This is a genomic window from Butyrivibrio sp. AE2005 (assembly GCF_000686965.1).
GTDB lineage: Bacteria > Bacillota > Clostridia > Lachnospirales > Lachnospiraceae > Butyrivibrio > Butyrivibrio hungatei_A.
In genome coordinates this window covers 1-21,965 of the sequence record NZ_KK366044.1, presented here as the reverse complement: position 1 = coordinate 21,965, position 21,965 = coordinate 1, and the positions used below count along the sequence as shown (strand labels likewise).

The 21,965-nt window shown below is 40.2% G+C and carries 27 protein-coding genes; 2 read left to right on the top strand and 25 right to left on the bottom strand.

The window, feature by feature from the left end; all coding sequences use genetic code 11:
- Positions 1-13: 13 nt before the first annotated feature.
- Together DL92_RS0116675 and DL92_RS0116670 are read right to left on the bottom strand one after the other, a co-directional pair.
- A complete protein-coding gene (locus tag DL92_RS0116675; protein ID WP_026668347.1) occupies positions 14-328 on the bottom strand; it encodes a (2Fe-2S)-binding protein in 315 nt (104 codons plus the stop codon).
- 12 nt (positions 329-340) lie between these two features.
- Positions 341-727 (bottom strand): Rid family hydrolase, encoded by a 387-nt coding sequence (locus DL92_RS0116670; protein WP_330365430.1) that lies wholly within the window; start codon positions 725-727, stop codon positions 341-343.
- A gap of 374 nt (positions 728-1,101) precedes the next feature.
- On the opposite strand from DL92_RS0116670, the gene DL92_RS0116665 reads away from it, so the two are divergent.
- Entirely contained in the window at positions 1,102-1,989 is an 888-nt protein-coding gene (locus tag DL92_RS0116665) for a LysR family transcriptional regulator (protein ID WP_026668346.1), read from the top strand.
- Positions 1,990-2,046: 57 nt separating this feature from the next.
- On the opposite strand, the gene DL92_RS0116660 is transcribed toward DL92_RS0116665, so the two are convergent.
- From DL92_RS0116660 to DL92_RS0116550, 21 genes are all read right to left on the bottom strand, one after another.
- The gene (locus tag DL92_RS0116660) at positions 2,047-2,637 is read right to left on the bottom strand and encodes an HD domain-containing protein (RefSeq protein WP_026668345.1); all 591 of its coding nucleotides are present in this window, start codon (positions 2,635-2,637) and stop codon (positions 2,047-2,049) included.
- A 149-nt stretch (positions 2,638-2,786) separates the two neighbouring features.
- Complete coding sequence (locus DL92_RS0116655) at positions 2,787-3,125, bottom strand: DUF3784 domain-containing protein (protein ID WP_242838943.1); 339 nt, start codon at positions 3,123-3,125, stop codon at positions 2,787-2,789.
- Positions 3,126-3,228: 103 nt separating this feature from the next.
- On the bottom strand, positions 3,229-4,530 hold the full coding sequence (ltrA, locus tag DL92_RS0116650) for a group II intron reverse transcriptase/maturase (protein WP_026668344.1): 1,302 nt from the start codon (positions 4,528-4,530) through the stop codon (positions 3,229-3,231).
- Between the two features lie 829 nt (positions 4,531-5,359).
- On the bottom strand, positions 5,360-5,518 hold the full coding sequence (locus tag DL92_RS21175) for a hypothetical protein (RefSeq protein ID WP_155841213.1): 159 nt from the start codon (positions 5,516-5,518) through the stop codon (positions 5,360-5,362).
- A 127-nt stretch (positions 5,519-5,645) separates the two neighbouring features.
- On the bottom strand, positions 5,646-6,176 hold the full coding sequence (locus DL92_RS0116630) for a GNAT family N-acetyltransferase (RefSeq protein WP_081811874.1): 531 nt from the start codon (positions 6,174-6,176) through the stop codon (positions 5,646-5,648).
- A 655-nt stretch (positions 6,177-6,831) separates the two neighbouring features.
- Positions 6,832-7,266, bottom strand: coding sequence for a helix-turn-helix domain-containing protein (locus tag DL92_RS0116625; RefSeq protein WP_026655571.1), 435 nt, complete (start codon positions 7,264-7,266; stop codon positions 6,832-6,834).
- Positions 7,267-7,276: 10 nt separating this feature from the next.
- Positions 7,277-8,344, bottom strand: coding sequence for an acyltransferase family protein (locus DL92_RS0116620; RefSeq protein ID WP_034469609.1), 1,068 nt, complete (start codon positions 8,342-8,344; stop codon positions 7,277-7,279).
- Between the two features lie 125 nt (positions 8,345-8,469).
- A complete protein-coding gene (locus tag DL92_RS0116615; protein ID WP_026668342.1) occupies positions 8,470-9,861 on the bottom strand; it encodes an FtsW/RodA/SpoVE family cell cycle protein in 1,392 nt (463 codons plus the stop codon).
- 61 nt (positions 9,862-9,922) lie between these two features.
- Positions 9,923-10,255, bottom strand: a complete 333-nt coding sequence (locus DL92_RS0116610; RefSeq protein WP_026655574.1) for a PadR family transcriptional regulator — start codon at positions 10,253-10,255, stop codon at positions 9,923-9,925.
- Between the two features lie 129 nt (positions 10,256-10,384).
- Positions 10,385-11,242 carry an AAA family ATPase gene (locus DL92_RS0116605; protein WP_034469606.1) on the bottom strand — a complete coding sequence of 286 codons (858 nt, stop codon included), beginning with the start codon at positions 11,240-11,242 and terminating at the stop codon, positions 10,385-10,387.
- A gap of 198 nt (positions 11,243-11,440) precedes the next feature.
- Positions 11,441-12,067: a methylated-DNA--[protein]-cysteine S-methyltransferase gene (locus DL92_RS0116600; protein ID WP_026668340.1), complete on the bottom strand. Its 627-nt coding sequence runs from the start codon at positions 12,065-12,067 to the stop codon at positions 11,441-11,443.
- A gap of 179 nt (positions 12,068-12,246) precedes the next feature.
- A complete protein-coding gene (locus tag DL92_RS0116595) occupies positions 12,247-13,275 on the bottom strand; it encodes an NAD-dependent epimerase/dehydratase family protein (protein ID WP_026668339.1) in 1,029 nt (342 codons plus the stop codon).
- A 46-nt stretch (positions 13,276-13,321) separates the two neighbouring features.
- The gene (rhuM, locus tag DL92_RS19800) at positions 13,322-14,002 is read right to left on the bottom strand and encodes a RhuM family protein (protein ID WP_081816940.1); all 681 of its coding nucleotides are present in this window, start codon (positions 14,000-14,002) and stop codon (positions 13,322-13,324) included.
- Between the two features lie 159 nt (positions 14,003-14,161).
- On the bottom strand, positions 14,162-14,914 hold the full coding sequence (locus DL92_RS0116585) for an N-acetyltransferase (RefSeq protein ID WP_026668338.1): 753 nt from the start codon (positions 14,912-14,914) through the stop codon (positions 14,162-14,164).
- 2 nt (positions 14,915-14,916) lie between these two features.
- Positions 14,917-15,552, bottom strand: coding sequence for a GyrI-like domain-containing protein (locus tag DL92_RS0116580; protein WP_026668337.1), 636 nt, complete (start codon positions 15,550-15,552; stop codon positions 14,917-14,919).
- 4 nt (positions 15,553-15,556) lie between these two features.
- Positions 15,557-15,976, bottom strand: a complete 420-nt coding sequence (locus tag DL92_RS0116575) for a VOC family protein (protein WP_026668336.1) — start codon at positions 15,974-15,976, stop codon at positions 15,557-15,559.
- Between the two features lie 5 nt (positions 15,977-15,981).
- Positions 15,982-16,893 (bottom strand): helix-turn-helix transcriptional regulator, encoded by a 912-nt coding sequence (locus DL92_RS0116570; protein ID WP_026668335.1) that lies wholly within the window; start codon positions 16,891-16,893, stop codon positions 15,982-15,984.
- Between the two features lie 294 nt (positions 16,894-17,187).
- On the bottom strand, positions 17,188-17,799 hold the full coding sequence (locus DL92_RS20540; RefSeq protein WP_051625400.1) for a cyclophilin-like fold protein: 612 nt from the start codon (positions 17,797-17,799) through the stop codon (positions 17,188-17,190).
- The gene (locus DL92_RS0116560; RefSeq protein ID WP_026655585.1) at positions 17,780-18,322 is read right to left on the bottom strand and encodes a flavodoxin family protein; all 543 of its coding nucleotides are present in this window, start codon (positions 18,320-18,322) and stop codon (positions 17,780-17,782) included. Before DL92_RS0116560 ends, DL92_RS20540 begins: the two co-directional genes overlap by 20 nt.
- A gap of 12 nt (positions 18,323-18,334) precedes the next feature.
- A complete protein-coding gene (locus DL92_RS0116555; protein ID WP_026655586.1) occupies positions 18,335-19,336 on the bottom strand; it encodes an alpha/beta hydrolase in 1,002 nt (333 codons plus the stop codon).
- Between the two features lie 15 nt (positions 19,337-19,351).
- Complete coding sequence (locus DL92_RS0116550) at positions 19,352-19,576, bottom strand: hypothetical protein (protein ID WP_026655588.1); 225 nt, start codon at positions 19,574-19,576, stop codon at positions 19,352-19,354.
- A 146-nt stretch (positions 19,577-19,722) separates the two neighbouring features.
- On the opposite strand from DL92_RS0116550, the gene DL92_RS0116545 reads away from it, so the two are divergent.
- Complete coding sequence (locus DL92_RS0116545; protein ID WP_026668334.1) at positions 19,723-20,598, top strand: LysR family transcriptional regulator; 876 nt, start codon at positions 19,723-19,725, stop codon at positions 20,596-20,598.
- 232 nt (positions 20,599-20,830) lie between these two features.
- On the opposite strand, the gene DL92_RS0116540 is transcribed toward DL92_RS0116545, so the two are convergent.
- The gene (locus DL92_RS0116540) at positions 20,831-21,388 is read right to left on the bottom strand and encodes an ATPase (RefSeq protein ID WP_026668333.1); all 558 of its coding nucleotides are present in this window, start codon (positions 21,386-21,388) and stop codon (positions 20,831-20,833) included.
- A 4-nt stretch (positions 21,389-21,392) separates the two neighbouring features.
- Complete coding sequence (locus DL92_RS0116535; RefSeq protein WP_022754341.1) at positions 21,393-21,572, bottom strand: hypothetical protein; 180 nt, start codon at positions 21,570-21,572, stop codon at positions 21,393-21,395.
- Positions 21,573-21,965: the final 393 nt, after the last annotated feature.

The following is a 21,965-nucleotide window of genomic DNA, read 5'->3' as shown; positions in this document are numbered from 1 at the left end:
AGAACGTTACCTCCTACATGCCTACTGCTTTGACTCCGTCCTGCGTGTTGACTACCATTCCTTCTTTCAAAGGTGTTACACAGGTTCTGATATTTGGCTTTCCGTCCACAACCATTACGCAGTCGGTACATCTTCCTATTGCACAAAAGAGACCTCTCGGTTTGTGTTCTTTCTTTGTATATCTGTGGATCATCACTCCGTTTGCCTTTAGTGCTATCGCGATAGGCTCATTCTCAAAGCCTTTCATCTTCTGACCGTCAAAGGTAAATTCGACTTCTTTGCCTTTTTCTTTTTTCCCTAAAATAGGATGTTCCGATATTCTAGACATTCCCTTTTCCTCCTATTCTGAAAGCATTGCTTCAATTTCTATTTCCACAAACTGTGTAGGTCTGTTAAGTTTTGAGATCTCAACCATTGTGTTTAGCGGCTTTATATCGTGGAAGAACTCTGAATATGCTTCGCATATGCGTGCCCCCTGCGATATATCCGTCGTATAAATAAAAACTGAAAATACATCTTTGGCAGAGGCATTTGCCTGCTCCAACAGTTTGATCTGTTTTTCGAGTACGTATTTGGTCTGCTCGTAAGCATCTTCGCCGTAAACGGTTCCGTCAGGCTGAACAGATGTGGTTCCGCCGATTTTTATATACGGTCCTATTTTTACCATTCTGGAATATCCAACCTTTTCCTCAAGCGGAGCTCCCGAGCTGTAATTTGTTCTTTCCATTTTCATATCCTTGCCCTGCCTTTCGTAAATTCTTAGTTTGTAATAAACAATCTCAACCGGACTATACGCCAAAAGGGCGCTCACACTTTTTTGTGTGAACGCCCTTGTTCTTGCTGCGGTATGTGTTGCTTTTCGTATGTTATATCATTAAAATCCGCTCTTGCAAAACAGAAAAAGGATTTAGCTGTTAAACCAAATTGTTTAGGCAGAGTTAATATTTTGACTTTTGGAGCCGCTTGATATATCATATAAATCGAATTTGCAAAGGCGCACGTTTTTTTAGAACGCGCGCCTTTTTTGTACTAATTTTTATTTGATCGGTAATTATATGTATTGGTACATTGTGTAACGCAGTGCACCGCAGGGGGAATACAATGAATCAGCGCCAGTTACAATATTTTTTGGAAGTATACTCGCAGAACAGCATCACCAAGGCTGCGAACAATCTTTTTGTCACTCCACAGGGACTTAGTAAGACCATCTCAACTCTTGAAAAAGAGCTTGGAGTGCAATTGTTCAAACATAAAAGCAACAGGATCCTGCCGACCGCAGAAGCTGCGCGACTTGCGATCCACGCGAAATATATAATCGATGAATATGATGTGATAACAAACAGGCTTTTCCAGGAAAAATCCACAGTAAAGACCGTTACAATATACTGTTCTTACGATGTTCCGCAGCTTATATCAGCATCTTTTTTCAGGGAGTTTAATGAAGCTTTTCCGAACATAAGGATAAATATAAAAGAATATCCGGATGACTATGCTCTTAAAAAGGTTGAAAATAATGAAGTTGAACTGGCCATACTTCCCGGCCCGTTCAACCCTCACAAAATTTCTTATACTCATTTGTGTACGGAATCTTTTTGTATTGTGGTAAATAAAACTCATCCTTTGGCAGAATACGACTCCGTTCCTTTTTCAAAAATAGCAAACGAATCGCTCGTCATCAAGGATTCTTCATCCTTTACAAGCATCAATCAGATCTATACTTTTCTCGGTTCAAAGAACGCACCAAGCATCATTCTTGAAACTTCCGACGTTCATCTCATCCATCAGATGGCCGAGGATTCTCAGATTGTGGGCATCAGTCTCATGTATCTGGCCCGCAAGATTCGCTCAGACAAGATAAAGGTCATTCCTTTCGACGAAGACTGGCTCTCCAAGAAGCTGTTCATCGTCCACAACAAGAATAACATTCTCAGCAATGAGGCGCTGCTGTTTGAGGAAGCTATCACAAAATTCTTCAGATCAGGTAACTGATGTGATCACAGGATCTTTTTCAACCCGTATGTCCTGATATCTGTAGATTGATTCATACTACACAGTCTGGGAGGTTTCTGAATAATATTCTTCAAGAAACCCATGCATAAATTCATGTCTCTTTTGCGCCATATCAATTGCAGCATCAGTATTCAATTCATCCTTTAAAAGGAGGAGCTTATCGTAAAAATGCTTTATGGAATCTGACAATGGTCTTCCAACTTTCCCACCATAGGCAAATGTTCTGGCAATCCCTATAGCTCCGATAGCATCAAGTCTGTCGGCGTCCTGAACAATCATCCCCTCCAGTGTTTCAGGTCTTTTTCCTCTGTTGTGACTAAAAGACACAGAATTGATTGTTCTGCAAACCTCTTCTATCGTTTCTAATGTCAAGCCCTTTTGTTCCATAAATGACCTGGCATTCAAATTGTGTTCTGTATTGAAAAGCTTATGATCATCAGCGTCATGTAGTAATGCCGCCAGCAAAGAAACAAAGCTATCTGCGCCGGAATACTTTTCCAAAATCATCTGCGTATTGTGATATACACGCATCGTGTGATCTGCTCCATGACCATCCGAGTTTCCTGCAAACAGCTCTTTAACATAGTCGATTGCATCACTGATTATCGTATCTTGTCCCGTTACCATGATTTATCTCCATTTATAATAAGGATTCTATTTACCTCACCAGCGCAACAAAACTGGAAGTTATCGACAAGCCCATCTTCTTGAACTAGCGTTCAAGAAGCATCCCTCGCTCTAAATAGCTCGGCCAACTGGAAATTGTCTATAATTAATCATTTCAGCAAATACTTTTCAAATGCTTTATGGGCATCTATATGGGTATCTTTAAAAAACAAAAAACACCAAATAATGAAAGTTGGAATAGCCATATATGGTGATAAAACATATGAAAGAACTGTCCCTCCCAGCATTAAAGCTGACCATATAAAGCATTGATTTCTTATATCACGGGAAATAGCTGCTCTATCATACATAGCCTGTTCTTCATCCGAAAAAGTATTAAATCCTGCAACAAATTTAGTTGCCTTTTCTTTGAATATTCCAAATAACAATCCTACTATTGCAAATGGCATAACCAATACTCCACACATATAGGCTCCAATATTCATCATATCCTCCCTACAATCGAGTAGACAGATACCTTTCGATACCCGCCCCTCACAGATCCGTACGTGCGGCTTTCCCGCATACGGCTCCTCGCAAAATCTTTCACTTTCATTGAAACAGGGATACATAAACCTTCGGAGTAGCAAGCGGGTAGTATTTCAGCATGTCTACGAATTCAGCCCTTGTGTAGCTTCTGCGGTTGCTTCTCCTGTTAAGAATCTTAAAGAGAAGTTCCCGTGTTTGGAACCAGAAGTTCGCAATCCACCTGCTGTTGAAACTCACGCCGTAATAGCGGTAGTGACCAGCAAGCTTCATATTGACTGTCTTCATAATCAGCTTAAGCGGCGTGTCTCTGTGGCGGTACAGCCACTCTTTCATCGCCTTGACCTTCTTGCGGAACTTCTTCCCCGAGGTTTTGGGCATGATCCAAGGCTTGCCTGTTTTGGATTTACCGCAGTAGAATGAGAAACCCAGAAAGTCAAATGTTCCGAACTTCGTATTTTCTCCGCTTTTAACCCTCGCATTAGCTATGTATCTGCCCATCATTACCATGTGGCTTTTGCTTTCTTCCAGTTCCAGCCCAAACTTATACATTCGTGCTTTCAGCAGTTGGTAGTATTCTTCAGCCTCCCATTTATACTGAAATCCAGCAATGAAGTCATCAGCATAGTTCGCCAGAAAGTTGTCTCCTTCGCATCTCTTAGCGATAATCACCTTATACCAGAGCATCAGGACATTGTGCATGTAGATGTTTGCAAGTATTGGACTGACTATGGAGCCTTGGGCGGATCCTTCATCAGTTGCAAGCAGTTTCCCATCATCCATTACTCCGGCCTTAAGGAATTTCTTCACGAGCCAGATGATGTTTGGGTCTTTGATGTAGAGTTCGAGGAACTTCACCATCCATTCATGGTTCATGTGGTCGAAGAATCCTTTGATGTCTGCATCTACTACATAGCATATCCTGTCGTTGTTCAGTTTGCGGTACACCACCTTGATAGCGTCGTGACAGCCTCTACCCGATCGAAAGCCATACATGTTCTCCAGAAACCGCGGCTCATATATTGCTTCCAGTATCTTCTTGAGCGCCAACTGGACTATCTTGTCCTCATAGCACGCAATTGCCAATGGTCGCATCTTGCCGTTATCCTTCGGAATGTACACCCTCATCGCAGGCTGTGGCTTGTACGCTTTTCTCTTTAACCTTTCCACAAGGTCTGTTACATTTGCATCCAGGTTTCCGCCGTACTCTTCCTTCGTCACCTCGTCTATACCGACTGCTTTGTTGCCGTCCAGTTCTTTATGGCACTGTTTGAGCATCTCTGTGTCTATCAGATGAAACAACGATGTGAATTCCGGCTTCGGCATATGTGCCGATTTGTCCGCTATTCTTTCTAATTTCGTTTCCATCAGTTCCTCCGTTCCTGAGCACGGCTGATGTGTCCTCAGAAAGAGTGATTTTGTGTAGTCCCCTTCCCTCCGGCGGCATTGCCCGCTTTCTTCGGTACTATGAAGCTATCTGACTGCCTATAGCCCATTTGCCTTTCTCCCTGTTATGGTCGGCCGGCATACCACTTATACATTATTGCCTTTCGGCTGATATGGGAGCTACAGGCTCTCCCCAGTTGACTGAGTAATCACGACGTCAAGCATGATTGGTTCTATGACCCCGCAGCGTGAACAGCTACTCGCCTTATCGTTTCTGTTCCTGTTGCCTTCCGCTGAAATTAAGGCGTCGGCCAACTGGTTGGTAAAATATCGAGGCTCAATCACCATATAACCCTGCTTGCTCGCTGTCTACGCTTGTCAGATGCCGTTACCGGCATCATCCCAAGACTCGCTACTGGTGGGTGGCTAACCCTTGCCAGACTGGCTTCGCACCAGTTAGATTACTCGCCCTTCGTCTGGGCGCACAATTCCGATTTGTTGCTCTCTTTTTTAACCTGAGCATATAAAAAGAACTTTTTCAATCATTTTATATGTGTTTGGTTGAATCTAAATATTTGCCAGGCATATAAATCCTGACTATCCCTAGCATTTTATATGTATTTTTGCATTAACTCCACGGTCAAACAACATATAAAACACTCTCCAGCATCAATATTTATATGCTTTTGTCATAGAAAATGCCAGGAAAAAGCATATAAAATTGAACATTTTAAATCTTTTATAGCTAGAAAGCTCAAGATTTCTAAGCCATCCTTCATCATCTCCCCAAAGCCTCATCAGCTTTGATTTTTTAAACAAATTCCTTTGCGTAATAATGTATGCAAAGCCAATTTTCAAAAGTCTCACCTGTAAGTCCGGCAAACTTCTTGCCTGCTTCGTTCTCACAAATAATACCAATCGGAACATTCTCTGATTGCTCGCGATTACTAAGTTTATACTCCTTTAGCATTTCTAATATATCCCTAAAATATCAAGCTCATCTCCGTCTTTGGTAATTCTAAATTTCATGTCGTCATTCTTTTGCATTAGTTGCCTCTACTATCTCCTATCATCTTTAGTCCTCTATAAACCTGAAGTCATACGACTGTAGCCTCTCCACGAAAGATTACAGATACATGAGTAATCTTGTTTTCTGGATCTGGGTATTCCTTCTCGAAATGCATCCCTATAGATTCTGCAGTCTTATAAGAACCGACATTTGTATATTTGCAATATGAATAGAGTGCAGGATAATCCGTGTTAGCAAATGCCCAGTCTCGTACAGCAGCTGCTGCCTCCTTAGCATAGCCTTTACGCTGATGATCTGCGCGAATGTGATAACCAATCTCAGGGAGCATCTCACCTTCAATATTCTGAAGTGTCAATCCACAGTCACCAATCATATCCCTGGTATCTTTCAAACATACAGCCCACAGTCCAAAACCGTTATCACGATATCGGTTCATATTTCTTTCGATCCAATCGCTGACTCTTTTCTCGTCAAAAGTATATGGATAATGCAGCATGATGTCTCTATCAGCAAGGACTTTATATAATGCATCAAAATCATCAATGTTCATTTCCCTAAGAAACAATCTGTCTGTTTCCAATATAATTCGTTGTTCCATTTATGTCCCTCCTATTGTAGCCAAATTATTCTTCAAACACCGATTTGCATATATAAGCCTTACGCTATAACCAATAATTTAAAGTATACATATTCCCGCTATTCTCTTCAATTATAGATAAAAGAAAACCCCCTGATAAAATCTGGATTTTTAAATCTGCCCCTATCACAACTATTACGTATTTAGGCAGTATGTTTCCAGCTTCATAATCTGCCCAAAATGGCTCACTTCCAATTTTGGGCAGACATTTTCTGCATCTTTTGCCTGCCTATATCTCAAAGCTACTAAATATAGGCAGACATTTTAATGCAAATCTGTCTGCCCCAAATACCGAAAACCTCTATCTAGGCAGATATTTCCCTTCAAAAACATCTGCCTAGATCCAGCTTTCTTAGCATAGAGGCAGGCAAAATCAAATATAGCTCGTATTGGTTCGATGCCCCAGTCCCATAAATCAATTTAAGTAATAAAAAAGCAGGCAAAGAAAAAATCTTTGTCTGCTTTGACGTCCATATTTTGAAATTATAATAGATAAATTGCCTTGCATTTGGCTAAACTTATCTTGCTAAAGATATTAACACTCTATGGATTAATTTTGCAATGTATTTTATACAAAAATTTATTATTTTATTTGTTTTTTCTACAAACAATTATTCTATGCCTTATCTGAAGCATTTCGTGCACTCTTAATAAGATCAAGGAGCCCTTTTTCTTTGATAATGGCTATTCCCTCGCCTTCGCTTCCAAGTACGATAAGGTTGTCACCGGGATTTATGTCAAAAATCTTTCTGGCTTTCGCAGGAATCACAATCTGCCCCTTATCTCCCACTTTCACCATTCCAAATATATGCTTTCCCTTTGGCGGAACTTCTAATCCCATATTCTCTGTTTTTTCTTTGTCATAATTAAGAAGATCGTCGATACTTACAGAAAAAACATTGGCGATATTACTGCACTTTTCAATATCGGGAAGTGATTCTCCCGTTTCATATTTTGACAACGTCTGCCTTGATACTCCAATCTTTTCCGCAAGTTCTTCCTGCGACATATTATATAGTTTTCTAAGTTCTACAAGGTTATCTTTAAACATAAACTCCCCTTTACTTTTTAGCGCTGATTCCAAGTACCGCCCACCTAAAGAACGGAATCCTTGAAATAATCGCATATAATCCGTATCCACCCGCAAAACCTGCAATAAGGCTTAGGATATATGCTGCCAAAGGCGAGATCAACCCCGCTTTTGCCGGAAAAAGAGCTACAGCTGAAATGCCCAGATAATGAAAAACATACAAACCGAAACTATTCGTGCTCATCCATTTGGTAAACTTCGTTTCGCTGTCAAAAAATCTTGCAAATCCGCCAAGTATGGCAAGGCATGCAAAGTAGCTGTAAAACAAGAACAAAGGTGACCTGTTTACGGGCTTATCCGCATAATTTTGGCCAAAGTATTTTATACAAAACGCCGCACCAAGCGCTATAGCTACAGAGCAAAAAACCCCAAACCATTTCTTTAATATATCAATCACTTCGTCATGAGAAAAAACAAAATATCCCGTAATGAAAGCTGTAAAATAAAGGCCGAACCTGTAAACGCAGATAATAGGTGTGTTCAGTATCTGTCCCGCTCCGTAAAAGGCTAATGATAAAAGAATAAGCGCCGGAAGATTTGTCTTTTTACCTGTGTTCAGAAGACGGTTCTTTTCAATCTTTCTGATAAGAATAAGTACCATGGAAAAGAGCCACAACACCTGAATATACCAAAGCACTCCGATTCCCGATGCAAGCATTATCAGGTACTTGATAACCGCTGGAATATCCATGCTTCCCGCATCACCGAATGACATGTTGATATAGCCTTGAATAAACTGAAACGCGACAAGGCCTATTGTGCATGGAACAAGGAGCTTTGTTGTTCTGCTTCTAATAAACTCTTTGTCCGTATGTCTATCCAAATACAGTTTGGAGCTTATGCCTGAAACAGTGAACAGGATTGCCATGAACCACGGGAAAACGATGTACATATACACGTCATAATACTGCACCTCAAGGCTCGTAATCTTGCCAAGGGTCCCAGCGATGCCCTCACTGTTATACATGTAGAGAACATGAAAAAAAACAACCAATACAACTGTAACCCATCTTATGTTGTCCAAGTATGATTTCCTCATATTTATCCCACCTTTGCTAAATATTTTAACATTATATTAGATCCGGTAAATATGAAAAACCACCAACTTTTGTTGTCAAAAATTGATGGTTTGTGTTAAGGATAGTTGCAGAAGTTTTATTCTGATTATGCCAATAATGTGGTTACGGGCTCTTTTTCCACGCGGATGTCCTGGTATCTGTAAATTGACATGACAAGGCCGAGGAGGATGTAGCCGGCCATGATATCGTTGACGCCGAGACTGAAAAATGGAAGTGTAGTCGCCGCCAGCGGAAGAAAGCCGAATACGATCATAATGTTTGAAACAACCTGTACTGCTATTACAATACCACAACTGCATCCAACTATAGATCCAAGAATGTTTTTCTGCTTTATGGAAATACTGAATACGTAAACCGCAAGAGCGATCAAGCTGATTATTATCACTGCAACAGCCAATTTGCCACATGTTGCGGCTATTGTAGCCAGTATGTAATCAGCCAATGACTCCGACATGTTTTGTGCGACCTCAATCGCGCTTTCGCTTTTTCCTATGAAACGGCTTCTTAGAAAAATATTATCCAGGCATCTATTAATATAATTCATATACTCCACGTCAGTTGTATCAACACTGCCGAAAGTCAGTCCATAATGCAAAAGCCATATCTTTAAACGCATCTTTTGATAATCACTTGAATTCATAATACGCAGAATAAACAATGCCAAACTCGCAGCAAAGCCAATTCCCATTCCGGTCAATACTTTTAGATTATTAACTCTGTACCAGTTCTTATTAAGTGCAATCATAAAAAGTATACTCTCTGAAAACAGCATAAATATTGCAAAAGGCAATGTTATGTCACCGTATATCCTTGCTGAAACCACAGGTGCAATCATCCATAAAAAGATCTTGAACAGTGCGTCGACACCCTTGTTTCTATAGTCATACAATATTCCCGCAAACATAGGTAAATACATTAAAAACAAAGCCCGTGATGAAAAAGTCAAACCACGGATACAAAGAAACCATGTAACTCCATTAATTTGCCATCCAAAAAAATAAAAGGAAACTGTCATCAATATCAAAAACACTGCAGCGATCTTACAGCTTCTTCCTGCAAGAATTGTATAATCCAAGCGATAAACTATTACCATCACTACCAAACCCAATAAAACAGTAAATATCTTCCCAAATAAAAAAGGTCTGAAATAGTCACCATTTGTAATATTACCTGAATTCATCGCGAAATACATAGGATACATCACTCCCACACTGAGAATGCTTATGTAAATAACATACAGCAAAAACTTCCATTCCAAACGAGGTCTGTGTATGCGGTCAAGATCAACTCCCACGCTCACGGGATCGCCCATCTCTTTCACCGCCTGCAATACCGCACTATCATGATCCATGCCTTTCTTTTGTAAACCTTCGGCGCGATCCTCGATATGCGCCTTTAATTCATTACTTGCAAATTCTCTTGCTGTCTTATCACGGATCTGGTTCTTAATTTCAGCCAAGTACTCTTCAATTCCCATTATGTCTCCTCTCTCTCATGCTAGTGTACTGTCTTGTTGATAATTGTCGATCAATGTAACATCACACCGAAAGCGCAAGTACATTCGCAACCGCCGCCGTATAAGTGTCCCATTCTTCAAGTTTGCTTTTCAGAAACTTTTTTCCCTCACCTGTTATGGAGTAATATTTTCTTACTTTTCCATAGCCGGCTTTCTCATACGACACGAGATATTTCTTTGATTCCAGCGAATGCAAAAGAGGATAAAGCGTACCGACCTTAAGTTCAAAGACATTTTGCGATCTCTCGCTAAGTGTCTCGATCATTTCATATCCGTACATGTCTTTTTCCGAAAGCAATTTGAGCAACATCGTGCCCATGCTTCCGGATAATAACGTCTTATCTATAGTATTCATCGCAGCATTCCTCCTATATCGATTATCAATGTATATCGATAGTCAATATTCTATATCGATATTCGATATAAGTCAATATACTGCATCTGTTTGTTTTTATTGAATTGCTTCTTTTGAAAAAATTACTGATTATCTGAATTCATCCCTATGTTTATCAAAGAACCCGAAATAAGTCCTCACTCCTTCGAGCTCCGTCCACTTCTTAATATCAACAGGTCTTTCATCCAGATCGTAGATCCGTGCGCCTTTAAGCGCAAGCAGAAACGGTGAATGAGTCGCAATGATAAACTGGCAGCCGAAAAACCTCGCCGAGTTCTGAATGAACTCCAATAGTTCAAACTGCCTCTGCGGAGAAAGTGAGTTTTCAGGCTCGTCCAGCAAATACAAACCGTTGTCTTTGATCTTCTCAGCAAAGTATTGCAAAGCGCTTTCACCGTTGCTGTGTGTAATGACATTTTTACCGATTGTTTCCCTTACATATCTCGATTGAGTCTTTGAGCGGGCGTCTACTATTTTTTTGAGTTGCTCATAATCGTCAAGCGATTGCATCCGGAATGTGGAATTCTTATTCTCAATCCACTCATCAAAAACCCGTTCTCTCTTGCGGTCCACGCCCTCATTAAGCGCACGCAGATTGAGCATGAAATCAAACACATCATCGCTTGTGATCATTCTAATCTCTTCGGGCTTTTCTCCGGGAGTCATCTCAAACGAGCACATTTTCAGATAATCACCAAAAAAGCTGGTCTTATTAAACAGTGTATCCCGCTTAGCCCCTATTTTTTCCGCCATCAGATTAAGCGCCGTGCTTTTTCCGGAGCCGTTGTTTCCGTACAAAATCGTTATTTCCGAAAAAGATAAAGACTCCAGCATATTTTCTGCAAACACGCCAAAGGGATAAAAAGAGCTATAGCATGATCTTCTTATGTAGTTTACAAATTGTTCTTCCGCGTTAATTCCGGGGAACTTAAATGAATCGATGTACATCCGGTGTATGTTATGCCTTTCTTTTATTATGCCATTCTTGTTATGCCTCTTTATATTATGCACGGATATATATGTTCCGCACGCCGGCTATTTGTTTTGTTTTCTAAATGCTATTTATATCTTTGATCCCAGAGAGTATCTTAAAAGAAACCGGCCCATTTCTATCAATTTATCCGGTTATTTCGGTAATGCTGTTTATCAGTATTTGAACCGATACTTTTCAAGATTCACCTTACCTTCGGAAACCTCAACTCCCTCACTCTCCAGTATCTGTGCCTGTTTCCACGCTCCGCCGAATGCATATTCTCCGGCAAGTTCGCCCTTGGCATTAACAACGCGGTGACAGGAAATCGTACTTGGATCGGGATTTTTATGAAGCGCATTACCAACAGCCCTTGCCATCTTCCTGTCGCCGGCCATTTCCGCAACGTCTGCATATGTTGCAACTTTCCCTTTAGGAATCTTCTTTACCGCTTCATATATTCTTTTTGTCGGAGAGTCCGTAACAAGATCGTAGCTCTCAGCAATCATCCTCTTTATGACATCATCTGGAATTGAGCCATCAAGAACAATCGTGTTCCAATGCTCCTTGTTCTGATGATATGCGGGAAGTACTGATTTATATGTCTTTCGCCAAAGGTCGCGCCACTGCGGATCAACCTTGAGATTTAAATTGATATAGCCGTCCTTTTCATATGTCCACAAAAAGGCTTTCTTGGACTTTTTTACCCGAACAAGCTGCCAATTTGTATCACGAAACGGCGCCTCCCTGTAGGTGTCCGGAAAAGACAGACCGTAGTTTAGGGCTTCTTCTCTTGTTTTCATAGGTGTCTCCTTTTTGACACTTTGATGTGCTTATTCTGATGAGATAGTGCGATTTTCTGCTTTCTGCACCGTATAAATTCATTGAAGCTGTTCTGTGCGGTGCAGATTATTGTTTTCGCACCATACAGGTTCAATCTGCAATCGGATAAACAGCTCTTATATGCTGCCTTGTAGACCGTTTACTCTAAAACTTTTTTCTTTGCATCTTCCAATGCACTTATCACCTTGTCACAGAACTTGTCAAAATCCGGGTCTTCTTCATATTCTTCGGGATGCGAAAGAACATGATCAAGGGCCATACGGACACCCTTATGGAATGGAATATTAGTGGTCATATGAGGTACAATTCTTTTTAGCTTGGCATTGTCAAATACCACAGATACTGCCTTGTCTCCGAGAAGTTCTCCTCTAAAGTCATAGCCGTATTTTTCACCCACATCAGCAAGAAACTCAGATGAAACGTGGTATGCTTTAAGTTCTACAGAAAGGGCATCTGCAATAGTCTTATATATCTGATCCCATGTAAAGATCTCATCTCCTGTTATCTGGAAGGCCTCTCCAATAGCATGTCTGTTTCCCATAAGTCCTGTAAAACCTATGGCAAAATCCCTGTTAAATGTTACAGCCCACAAGGAAGATCCATCGCCCTGGATGATAACGGGCTTTCCTTCCTGCATCCTCTTTATCACCTGGTAAAAGCCCTTCTTGCCATGAACCCCCAGCGGAATATGTCTCTCGTCATAGGTATGACTTGGCCTTACTATCGTTATAGGAAATCCATTTTCACGGTACTTACGTAAAAGAAATTCCTCACAAGCTATCTTGTTCCTTGAGTATTCCCAGTAAGGATTTGCAAGTGTTGTCCCCTCTGTTATCACATAGGATGCGGCCGGTTTATGATAGGCAGAGGCTGAACTTATGAAAATATACTGATTTGTTTTCCCCTCAAAGAGTTTGTAATCACGCTCAACTGCACTGACATCAAAAGCAATAAAATCACTGACAACGTCAAATGTCATTCCATCAAGTTTCTTTTTCACATCCTCTTCATCATTTATATCTGCAATTATCTGTTTAACAGCCCCGGGAACTTCACTCATTCTATTTCCTCTGTTAAGAAGATACAGTTCCCACTGAGGATCCTCAGCAAGCCTTCTTACTATTCCCATACTTATTGTTCCGGTTCCGCCAATGAATAGTGCTTTCATCTCCCGCTCCTCCTTTTACACTTTTATGTGGATTACATCTATTTTTTCAAATAACTATATGGACAATAATATTAAATCTATGAGTAATTATATCTATAGTAAAAGCAGCATACAATCCGTAATCCGAATCATACGCTGCCAAATTATCCTCCATATGATCAACCATCTCTCTACAATCACTATATGTGATTCTGTATATTGGACTTGAGCCTTCAGGCTTCTCAAGAGACTGGTGATCATATTGATCCAAAAGTATAAGCGCCTGCGTGTATAGATTTACAGCCTTGAGCACATCCTGTTGTTCAATATCAAGCGTACCTGCAATCATCTTAGTTTGTATTTCAACGGTTTTCTGAAGTGCCTGTAGCCTGCGTTCATTTATTGCATAGCCATTTAAAGTATACTGTTTAAGCACCAAACTTGCCCATCGTCTGAAAGCTATACCTCTTTTTGAATTAACTCGATATCCAACAGAAAGTATCATATCAAGATTGTAAATCTTAGGTTTTCTTCCTCCGGAACTTTTATCGGAAAAACCGATAGAAGTCTCATCCAGCTCACCCGTATCGATAATATTATTTATATGCTCACTAAGAGTGGCTTGCTTAACACCAAATAATTCACCCATTTGTTTCTGTGTTAGCCAAACTGTTTCTTGCTCAGGACATATCTGCACCTCTATCTCTGTATTCCCGTCTGTAAATAAAACAATTTCATTCTTTGCCATTAAATTCCCCTCTATCCTTCATTATTTTCTCATATTCAAGCTGATAAGCGATCAGCCTCGGAATATACTCCGGAGGAGTCCTGCGCCCTGCTTCCCAATCCTCTAAAGTACGAACCGGTATACCAGTGCGAATCGAAAACTCTTTAAGTCATGATAATATCAAAGATTTGCATTGACCAGTTTTAAAAACTTCTTATCATTCATTTGCTCATTAGTTACATAATCCCCATCACAGAACAGTGCATATGTGGTAATTGGTGTTGGAGCATTCTGAGCCTGATCTCTGGTCTCTATTCTGATCGCTCTAAACGGTATTCCATTGTTCTTAGCAGTCTCTTCCAAAACAGGCACATACTTGGCATTAAATGGGCACTGATTCGTGTAATAAAGCACGTATCCTTTTTCATCGATACGAGGATGCTTTGCACATTCCTTGAAGCATGGTGTTTCAACACTTTTTTCAAAGGACAGATACCACAGCTGGATTCCATTATCGGCTTCATCACAAACTTGAAAGCCTTTGAATGCTAGAAACTTTGGATCAGAAAGGAATGGCTTTTTCTTAGCAGCAGATAATATGCAAATTCCCTTCTTCCCCTTTTCCTTACTGTCCTTTATGCACTCATTAAGAAGATCACTTGAATATCCATGTCCCTTTAAGGAACCTGAAACCCACAGACAATCGATATACATATATTCCGATGCATTTATCGGATTCCACGCATACTCTGCCGGGATATATTCAATAAAGCATTTACCGCGTTCGACACTCTTTAAGAAAACAAGCCCTTCATCAAATCTGTCAGCAAGCCAGGCTTTCTTGGATGAAACCTGTATATCTTTATTGTTTGATATAGCACAACAAATGTGTTCTTCTTCAAGATTATCCTTGGATACTCTTATATACTCCATCTTCAGCTCTCCTTTCTAATAGGATGTCTTATAACCGTCTTAAGCTTCTCTGGCACCACTTTCCTTGCATCGCTAAGGTAAATCTCATGGTGCAATCTTTTTTCTGTGATATCTAAAACATATCCCTGCTCTTCTGCAAACTTATGCATCAATTCCACTGTTGCAGGCTCGTTATCATAGGCACCAACATGCATACACTGGACACAAAGTCCCTCATCGTAAGAAAAGAATTCCACCTTGGAAAAATCTTCCTTTTTCTTGACTGTAGCTTCTGCAATAGCCCAATCAAAATCTTCCTTTGTCGCAAAATCCGGCAAACGTATTACAGATATCCAGTTAAAATCAGTTTTACGAGCATAATCTATTCCCTCTACTCCGTTCTGCCACCAAAAGCCTTCTAATGGAGGTACTACATAATCAAAATAGCCCTCGATTTGATGACTGCCTTTTTTACTCATCTTGATAGTGAATGCGATCGAGTACAAAAGACCTATGGTCTTCTTGTACTCGCCGTCCTCTTCGTTAGGATCACCACTGCCTCTCACGGCAATATAGTTCATCTTCGGAACCGTCACTATGGAAGGCGTATCTTTAGGCATGTAGAATTCTTTGTACTCCTTCTTGTAATCGAATGCCATGTCTTTATTCCTCCGAAATGTCTTTTGACTCGTAAGGCTTATTCCATGAACCAATCTCAATCAGGTTGCCTTCAGGATCTGCTATATAACAGGTTCTCTGCCCCCAGGGTTCTAGTTCAGGTGCAAGGACTGATGTTGCACCATTTTGTACAGCCTTATTATAAGCTTCATCCACTTCTTTAAATGTATCAACATAAAGCGCTATTTCGAAATGTCCGTTGAGACCTTTTATGTACTCATACCTGCGTCTTGTCATCTTCTCAAAGTCGTTCCTACCGTATAACAGAAAAAGGGTCCCATCCTTCACCAAATACACATTGGATGTATCCTCTGTCTCTTTTATTTTAAACCCCAGCACATCCCTGTAGAAGCGTACCATTTTGCCCATATCCTCAACAAACAATCCAAAACCATCAAGTCTCATTTTCATTAGTCCTCCTTGTAAATCGTCGCCATTTTCTGTACCATCTTTGAAATCTGCCTCCTGGCTTCTACCGGCTCAAGCACTTCTGCTTTATTTCCAAAGGTCATTATCCATGTGATCAAATTATCTAAGTCCGTGTAATCCGCAGTAAACATAAGTCTACCATCCTCTGTTTCCGTAAAACAGTTTGGTCCGAATTCCTCCACCAGGCGCCACTTTACATCCTTTGAAAACAGCGCTTTTACCTTGATTCCACCAGAAAATATCTTTTCTGTAGACAGATCAGGTAATGGAGCGTTTCTGCAGACAAATCCTTTATCCGTTTCAACCACTTTAACCATGCGGTTTAATTTAAATAGACGATAATCTTTGCGCTTTTGACACCATCCATAGACATACCAGCTGCTCCACTTAAACACTACATAATATGGCTCAATAGTTCGTTTTCCTTCTCCCGCCTGAGCATAATAGTGGAAGGTCAAAAGATGCCTGTTTTCTATCGCATCCTGAATAGTAGATATCTTTGGAGCCAGCGATGTCTTGTACCAAGAAGACAGGTCGATAAGGACAGAATCCCTACCGCTGATAAACTCCGAAGAACCTGCCTGGAGCTTCTCCATAAGCTGCCCATAATATCCGCTTCCACTAACACTATCAAGGCTTCGTAGTCCCGCCAGGATCATCTGCATGTCACGGGATGTCAAAAGAGTCCTATCCATCTTATAGCCATCCATGATGCTTATACCGCCTCCAACTCCCTGGGTCGTTTTGATTGGTATTCCTGCCTGACAAAGAGTCTCAATATCTCTGTTTATTGTTCTTCTAGACACCTCGAAATGCTCAGCCAGCTCCGGAGCTGTCGTCACCTCTTTTTGCAAAAGAATTGATAGTATGCCGATCAGTCTGTCTATCTTCATTTGATCACCTTCTATGATTATCATACAAGCACAAACATGTCATCTATATGTCATGTTTACATTCTACACTATTTTAGACAATAAAAAACCCACAACCAGATGGTTGTGGGTTTCTGAAATCTGCAACTGCAGATATTCTCATCTCTTTGAGAACGATTTTATGTGATGAAATGCCTTATTTAAGGCTTTTTCACATCAGGTTGCTGTTTACCTGCCTCGTACAGTAGAAAGCTCAGGCCTACTGTATAAGACTGGTGACATTTTTTCAATCATATTGCCTCACTTCTCATAAGCTTATTCAGTAATACTTATTGTTACGTTAACTTCCTCGGAACCAAGCCTTTTTTTCATTTCTTCCGCAGATGTATTATCAATATGCCCGAGCTTTGTATAAGCCCAGCTATTTGAACCGTAAAACACTACCAGCTGATTACCTGAATACAAAACAATGTCCCCTGCACTTGTAGTCATCTGCTTATCATTTCTTGGAATAGACTGACCAATTGAGCCAACCTGCTCAAAGTCGCCATACATAGACATATCAATGACGATAGGTTTATCTTCAGCCAGATTCTTCAGAGCTTCTACTGATTCATTTTCTTCCCAGCTTACCTGTATCTCTTCATCATTTATAAAAAGCTTAAGCATATTTTCCGTCGACCTTTCATCATTAGTAATTACGTCTTCCTCATCCTTTAAGTGATCTTCCGTTGCCGTATTACTGTTCGTTTTAGCATCAGCTTTAACCTGTGATTGTATTGTTTCTACATAATTGTCTTGAACAAAATCAACCTTCGAGTGAACATGTGCATTCTCATTATATCCACATCCAGTAAAGAGATTTACAGCCATCACACATAATGCTGTAAGCGTTTTACCTGTATTTTTACAAAAGAGATTTTCCAAACTCATAAGCCTCCCGCTTTTCCTCTTCTTTGCCTTCTGCTTCACCCATGTCATTTATTCCGCCACAGAACAGTGAACCTTTAAATGAAGCTTTCTCAAAACACTCTACCCAACCATTCAGACCACTGACAGCTTCCTCAGGAACAAATGTCTCATCTTCAGCAGCAGTCGAAAGCATATAGACATTACGAAATCTATAGTCAGAAGGATAAAGCGGATTAAGTCTGTCAAGGAGAGTCTTCATCTGTCCGCTCATCTCGTAATAGTAAATAGGGGTCGCAAATACAAGTGTATCTGCATTCTTTACTTTTTTCGCAATCTCTACAGCATCATCATTTATCACGCACATCTGCGTCTTTTGGCATGCAAGACATCCTTTGCAGAATCCAACTGTTTTGTCCTTGAGGCTGATGACTTCCACATCATGTCCCGCAGCTTTTGCTCCATCAGATACTTTATCTGCCAGAATATCAGAATTGCTCTTTGCTCTAAGACTTGTCTTTATTATCAAAACCTTACTCATTGTCATCTTTCCTTATTTAAGATATTCATTAAAGAAGCTCTCAAGTTTGTCAAACGGAATATAATCCTTATCTCCTCCATCATACAAATCTGTATGAACTGCATCTGGAATGATCATCAGTTCTTTATTATCAGCATATTTGCTGTCCTTTATCATGTCGGCATAAGCGTCTTTACTGAAGTAGCATGAATGGGCCTTCCCGCCATGTACAAGAAGCACTGCACTTCTGATTTCATTACTGTATTTAAGGATTGGCTGATTCACGAAGGATTCACAGCCTATCACATTCCATCCATCATTGGAATTAAGGGAACGGGCATGATATCCACGATCAGTTTTGTAGTAATCAAAATAGTCTTTTACAAAGAAAGGTGCATCTGCAGGTAGAGGATCTACAACACCTCCCGCACGCTTATATTCTCCATTCTTTAAATCTTCAAGACGCTGAGCGCACATAGCCTTCTTCGCTTCATATCTCTTGTCTTCACTGTCATCGGCATCAAAGTAACCTTTTGCATTAACTCTTGTCATGTCATACATGGTCATTGCAGCTGTAGCTTTGATTCTTGTGTCAAGAGCAGCTGTATTGATAGCCATTCCGCCCCATCCGCAGATTCCTATGATTCCTATTCTTTCCGGATCTACCTTTTCATTAAGTGAAAGAAAATCAACTGCAGCCATAAAATCCTCTGTATTGATATCAGGTGATGACATATATCTTACATTGCCGCCGGACTCTCCTGTAAAAGAGGGATCGAAGGCTATTGTAAGAAATCCTCTTTCTGCCATAGTCTGGGCATATAATCCTGAACACTGCTCCTTAACAGCTCCGAAAGGTCCTGATACTGCAATAGCCGGAAGCTTGCCATCTATATCCTTTGGTATATACATATCTGCCGCAAGAGTTATCCCGTAGCGATTTGCAAATACCACCTTGCAGTGTTCTACCTTCTCACTCTTTGGAAAGGTCTTATCCCACTCTGTTACTAAATTAAGTTCTTCTGTTCTGATCATCATTTAATACCTCCGTCATCTCTGCTTCATTTCGTTTTCGATTTTTCTTAGCATGAAATCCATACAGTCAACTTTTCTTCCGCATTTGTGATACTCGTCCATGGCACGGCATCTTTCTTTTTTCAGAAGCCTTACCATTTCATCAATACTGCCTGACTCAAATCTTTCCAGAATAGTGTCTGTTGCCTCATTACAACATCCCGCATCTGAAAGGCTTTGCTTTAGATATTCTTTATCCATGAGTATTCCTCATTTCCATGTAACTATTTCACTTACAATTCTATTGTATGAGCTTGTAAGATTTTTTACTAATAGTTATAATGAATATCATATTATTCCATTTCGGCATATCATTTAGCAATGATCAGTACAGGAAAGGAAGCACCATGGAAATCAGGACTTTAAGATATTTTTTAGCTGTAGCAAGAGAAGAAAACATGAGCAGAGCCGCTGAGATACTGCATGTGACTCAGCCAACTTTATCCAAACAATTAAAATCATTGGAAGAAGAATTGGGTAAGAAGCTATTTACAAGGCACAGTTTCAGTATAAAGCTGACAGAAGAAGGAATTCTTCTCAGAAACCGCGCAGAAGATCTTGTGAGCATGGCTGATAAAATCGAGCAGGAATTTGTTTCACTTGATGACATAAGCGGAGGCGATCTTTACCTGGGACTTGCAGAATCTTATCAGCTAAGATTCCTTGCAAGAGCAATCAAGACCTTTAAAGAAAGCTATCCCAATCTCCACTATCACATCACAAGTGGTGATACAGAGCAACTATCTGAAAAAATAGAAAAAGGACTTCTTGATTTTGTTGTTCTGGTTGAGCAGCCGGACATCAGAAAGTATGAATATATAGAATTTCCACAGGCTGATACCTGGGGACTTATCATTCCTGAAAATGACCCTCTGGCAAAAAAGAAATCCATTCGTTTGGATGACCTGATAGGATTACCTCTTTTCTGCTCAGATCAGGCTTGGAACGGGGATATAAAGAAATGGGCCGGGAGCAGATTTTCTGAACTTCAGCTTGAAGGATCTTTTCGTCTTTCCTACAACGGTTCTATTTTCACAATGGAAGGTCTTGGGTATCTTCTCACCTATGATCACCTTATTGATACATCAAAAGACAACGGCCTTGTATTCAGACCGCTGTCTCCTAAGCTTGAAAACAAAATATATTTCGCATGGAATCGCTATCAGACATTTACACCTATAGCAGAAAGATTTTTATCGCACCTGAAAGTTCTAGTGTTATAATCCATCGTTTTGGTCCACTAACCCCGTCCCCCAGGTCCACTTTCGGCACAAAAAAGACCCGGTACTTTCGTACCGAGCCTTTAAAATCTGCCATTGCAGAAAGATTATCTCTTTGAGAACTTTTTGATGTGATGAAGTGCCTTATTTAAGGCTTTTTCACCTCAAGTTGCTGTATACCTGCTGCGTACGGTAGAAAGCTCAGGGCTATTGTATGCGGCTGGTGGCAACATTACTATTCTTTTCTGGTAAACCAGCCAGGAGCTTTGTGTGACAATCTCACAAGGCTACCATCTTTGTAAATTGCAAATCTCCTAAAATCTTCTGTGTTATCATATACCGCAACAAGATTACAAAGAGGAAGGACTTTCCAGAAAACTTCTAATGAAGCGATATATCTTCTTTCGATATCTGCCTCAGCTACTCCATGTCCACCTTGTGATACTCTTTTTGCAACACGCTCTTTTGCAATCTCAACACTATCTAATCCAATGTAATGCATTTCAATTAAATAGCCATTCTCTTTTGCCCTTGTAATATTTCTAATCACTGAATTACCACACAATGTAGTTTCTTGGTTAAAGCTTACTCCATTTTCAATATATGAGTTAAGAAGCGAAACTGCTCTTTTCCCGGCTTTGAAAATATCAGCCAGACTCTTCCAATCTCCTCCAAATTCCTTAAGTATCTCATCCGCATTTACTCTGTTTTCACATTTAAGATCCGGATCAAGCTGATATAACGTAGATTTACCTGCGCCATTAACTCCCGCAACTATAGTAAACTTTTTCATCTACTCAAAAAAGATTCCTTTCAACAACTTCTTTTTGCCTTCTTTGTAGTAAAAAATCTCCTACCATCTCATAGAAATCTTTTTCTTCTTCAGTCTCACTCTCAAGAACAAGCTGTAAAGTATCCTTAGGATTTAATTTAGCTATTTCTTTATAGATATCACTATATTTTTTTACATCACACATAGACGTACCTCGTAAATCAATACAATAATTTTAAAAAAGAGAGTTCACGCATGAACTCTCCGGTCTATGGGCATCTCAAGATTCCATAGCGCATCCACTACATAAATCGCTCACTTATTAGGCTGTGCATCACCTTTAATAGAATAGCCAAGCTCCACGCTCGGCTAGGTCCCAAGTGTTATTCGCACCTGGCAACTCTGTTATTGATATAATAGCATATTTATAGGTTTTTTCAAGTTTGATCCATCATTTTCTCAATCAACAAAGTTGTAGAATTCTACACTTTTAGCGATTACTATAAATCGAGTAGAAGGCGGTGACTAACCGCCGTCCTCTCACAGCACCGTACGTACCGTTCGGTATACGGCGCTTTCAATAGTTGACGTGCACAGA

What these genes read in the sequence shown, in the direction of transcription:
- DL92_RS0116675 (WP_026668347.1), bottom strand. Translation starts at nt 328, where the DNA reads ATGTCTAGAATATCGGAACATCCTATTTTAGGGAAAAAAGAAAAAGGC.
- DL92_RS0116670 (WP_330365430.1), bottom strand. Translation starts at nt 727, where the DNA reads ATGGAAAGAACAAATTACAGCTCGGGAGCTCCGCTTGAGGAAAAGGTT.
- DL92_RS0116665 (WP_026668346.1), top strand. Translation starts at nt 1,102, where the DNA reads ATGAATCAGCGCCAGTTACAATATTTTTTGGAAGTATACTCGCAGAAC.
- DL92_RS0116660 (WP_026668345.1), bottom strand. Translation starts at nt 2,637, where the DNA reads ATGGTAACGGGACAAGATACGATAATCAGTGATGCAATCGACTATGTT.
- DL92_RS0116655 (WP_242838943.1), bottom strand. Translation starts at nt 3,125, where the DNA reads ATGATGAATATTGGAGCCTATATGTGTGGAGTATTGGTTATGCCATTT.
- ltrA (WP_026668344.1), bottom strand. Translation starts at nt 4,530, where the DNA reads ATGGAAACGAAATTAGAAAGAATAGCGGACAAATCGGCACATATGCCG.
- DL92_RS21175 (WP_155841213.1), bottom strand. Translation starts at nt 5,518, where the DNA reads ATGCTAAAGGAGTATAAACTTAGTAATCGCGAGCAATCAGAGAATGTT.
- DL92_RS0116630 (WP_081811874.1), bottom strand. Translation starts at nt 6,176, where the DNA reads ATGGAACAACGAATTATATTGGAAACAGACAGATTGTTTCTTAGGGAA.
- DL92_RS0116625 (WP_026655571.1), bottom strand. Translation starts at nt 7,266, where the DNA reads ATGTTTAAAGATAACCTTGTAGAACTTAGAAAACTATATAATATGTCG.
- DL92_RS0116620 (WP_034469609.1), bottom strand. Translation starts at nt 8,344, where the DNA reads ATGAGGAAATCATACTTGGACAACATAAGATGGGTTACAGTTGTATTG.
- DL92_RS0116615 (WP_026668342.1), bottom strand. Translation starts at nt 9,861, where the DNA reads ATGGGAATTGAAGAGTACTTGGCTGAAATTAAGAACCAGATCCGTGAT.
- DL92_RS0116610 (WP_026655574.1), bottom strand. Translation starts at nt 10,255, where the DNA reads ATGAATACTATAGATAAGACGTTATTATCCGGAAGCATGGGCACGATG.
- DL92_RS0116605 (WP_034469606.1), bottom strand. Translation starts at nt 11,242, where the DNA reads ATGTACATCGATTCATTTAAGTTCCCCGGAATTAACGCGGAAGAACAA.
- DL92_RS0116600 (WP_026668340.1), bottom strand. Translation starts at nt 12,067, where the DNA reads ATGAAAACAAGAGAAGAAGCCCTAAACTACGGTCTGTCTTTTCCGGAC.
- DL92_RS0116595 (WP_026668339.1), bottom strand. Translation starts at nt 13,275, where the DNA reads ATGAAAGCACTATTCATTGGCGGAACCGGAACAATAAGTATGGGAATA.
- rhuM (WP_081816940.1), bottom strand. Translation starts at nt 14,002, where the DNA reads ATGGCAAAGAATGAAATTGTTTTATTTACAGACGGGAATACAGAGATA.
- DL92_RS0116585 (WP_026668338.1), bottom strand. Translation starts at nt 14,914, where the DNA reads ATGGAGTATATAAGAGTATCCAAGGATAATCTTGAAGAAGAACACATT.
- DL92_RS0116580 (WP_026668337.1), bottom strand. Translation starts at nt 15,552, where the DNA reads ATGGCATTCGATTACAAGAAGGAGTACAAAGAATTCTACATGCCTAAA.
- DL92_RS0116575 (WP_026668336.1), bottom strand. Translation starts at nt 15,976, where the DNA reads ATGAGACTTGATGGTTTTGGATTGTTTGTTGAGGATATGGGCAAAATG.
- DL92_RS0116570 (WP_026668335.1), bottom strand. Translation starts at nt 16,893, where the DNA reads ATGAAGATAGACAGACTGATCGGCATACTATCAATTCTTTTGCAAAAA.
- DL92_RS0116560 (WP_026655585.1), bottom strand. Translation starts at nt 18,322, where the DNA reads ATGAGTAAGGTTTTGATAATAAAGACAAGTCTTAGAGCAAAGAGCAAT.
- DL92_RS0116555 (WP_026655586.1), bottom strand. Translation starts at nt 19,336, where the DNA reads ATGATCAGAACAGAAGAACTTAATTTAGTAACAGAGTGGGATAAGACC.
- DL92_RS0116550 (WP_026655588.1), bottom strand. Translation starts at nt 19,576, where the DNA reads ATGGATAAAGAATATCTAAAGCAAAGCCTTTCAGATGCGGGATGTTGT.
- DL92_RS0116545 (WP_026668334.1), top strand. Translation starts at nt 19,723, where the DNA reads ATGGAAATCAGGACTTTAAGATATTTTTTAGCTGTAGCAAGAGAAGAA.
- DL92_RS0116540 (WP_026668333.1), bottom strand. Translation starts at nt 21,388, where the DNA reads ATGAAAAAGTTTACTATAGTTGCGGGAGTTAATGGCGCAGGTAAATCT.
- DL92_RS0116535 (WP_022754341.1), bottom strand. Translation starts at nt 21,572, where the DNA reads ATGTGTGATGTAAAAAAATATAGTGATATCTATAAAGAAATAGCTAAA.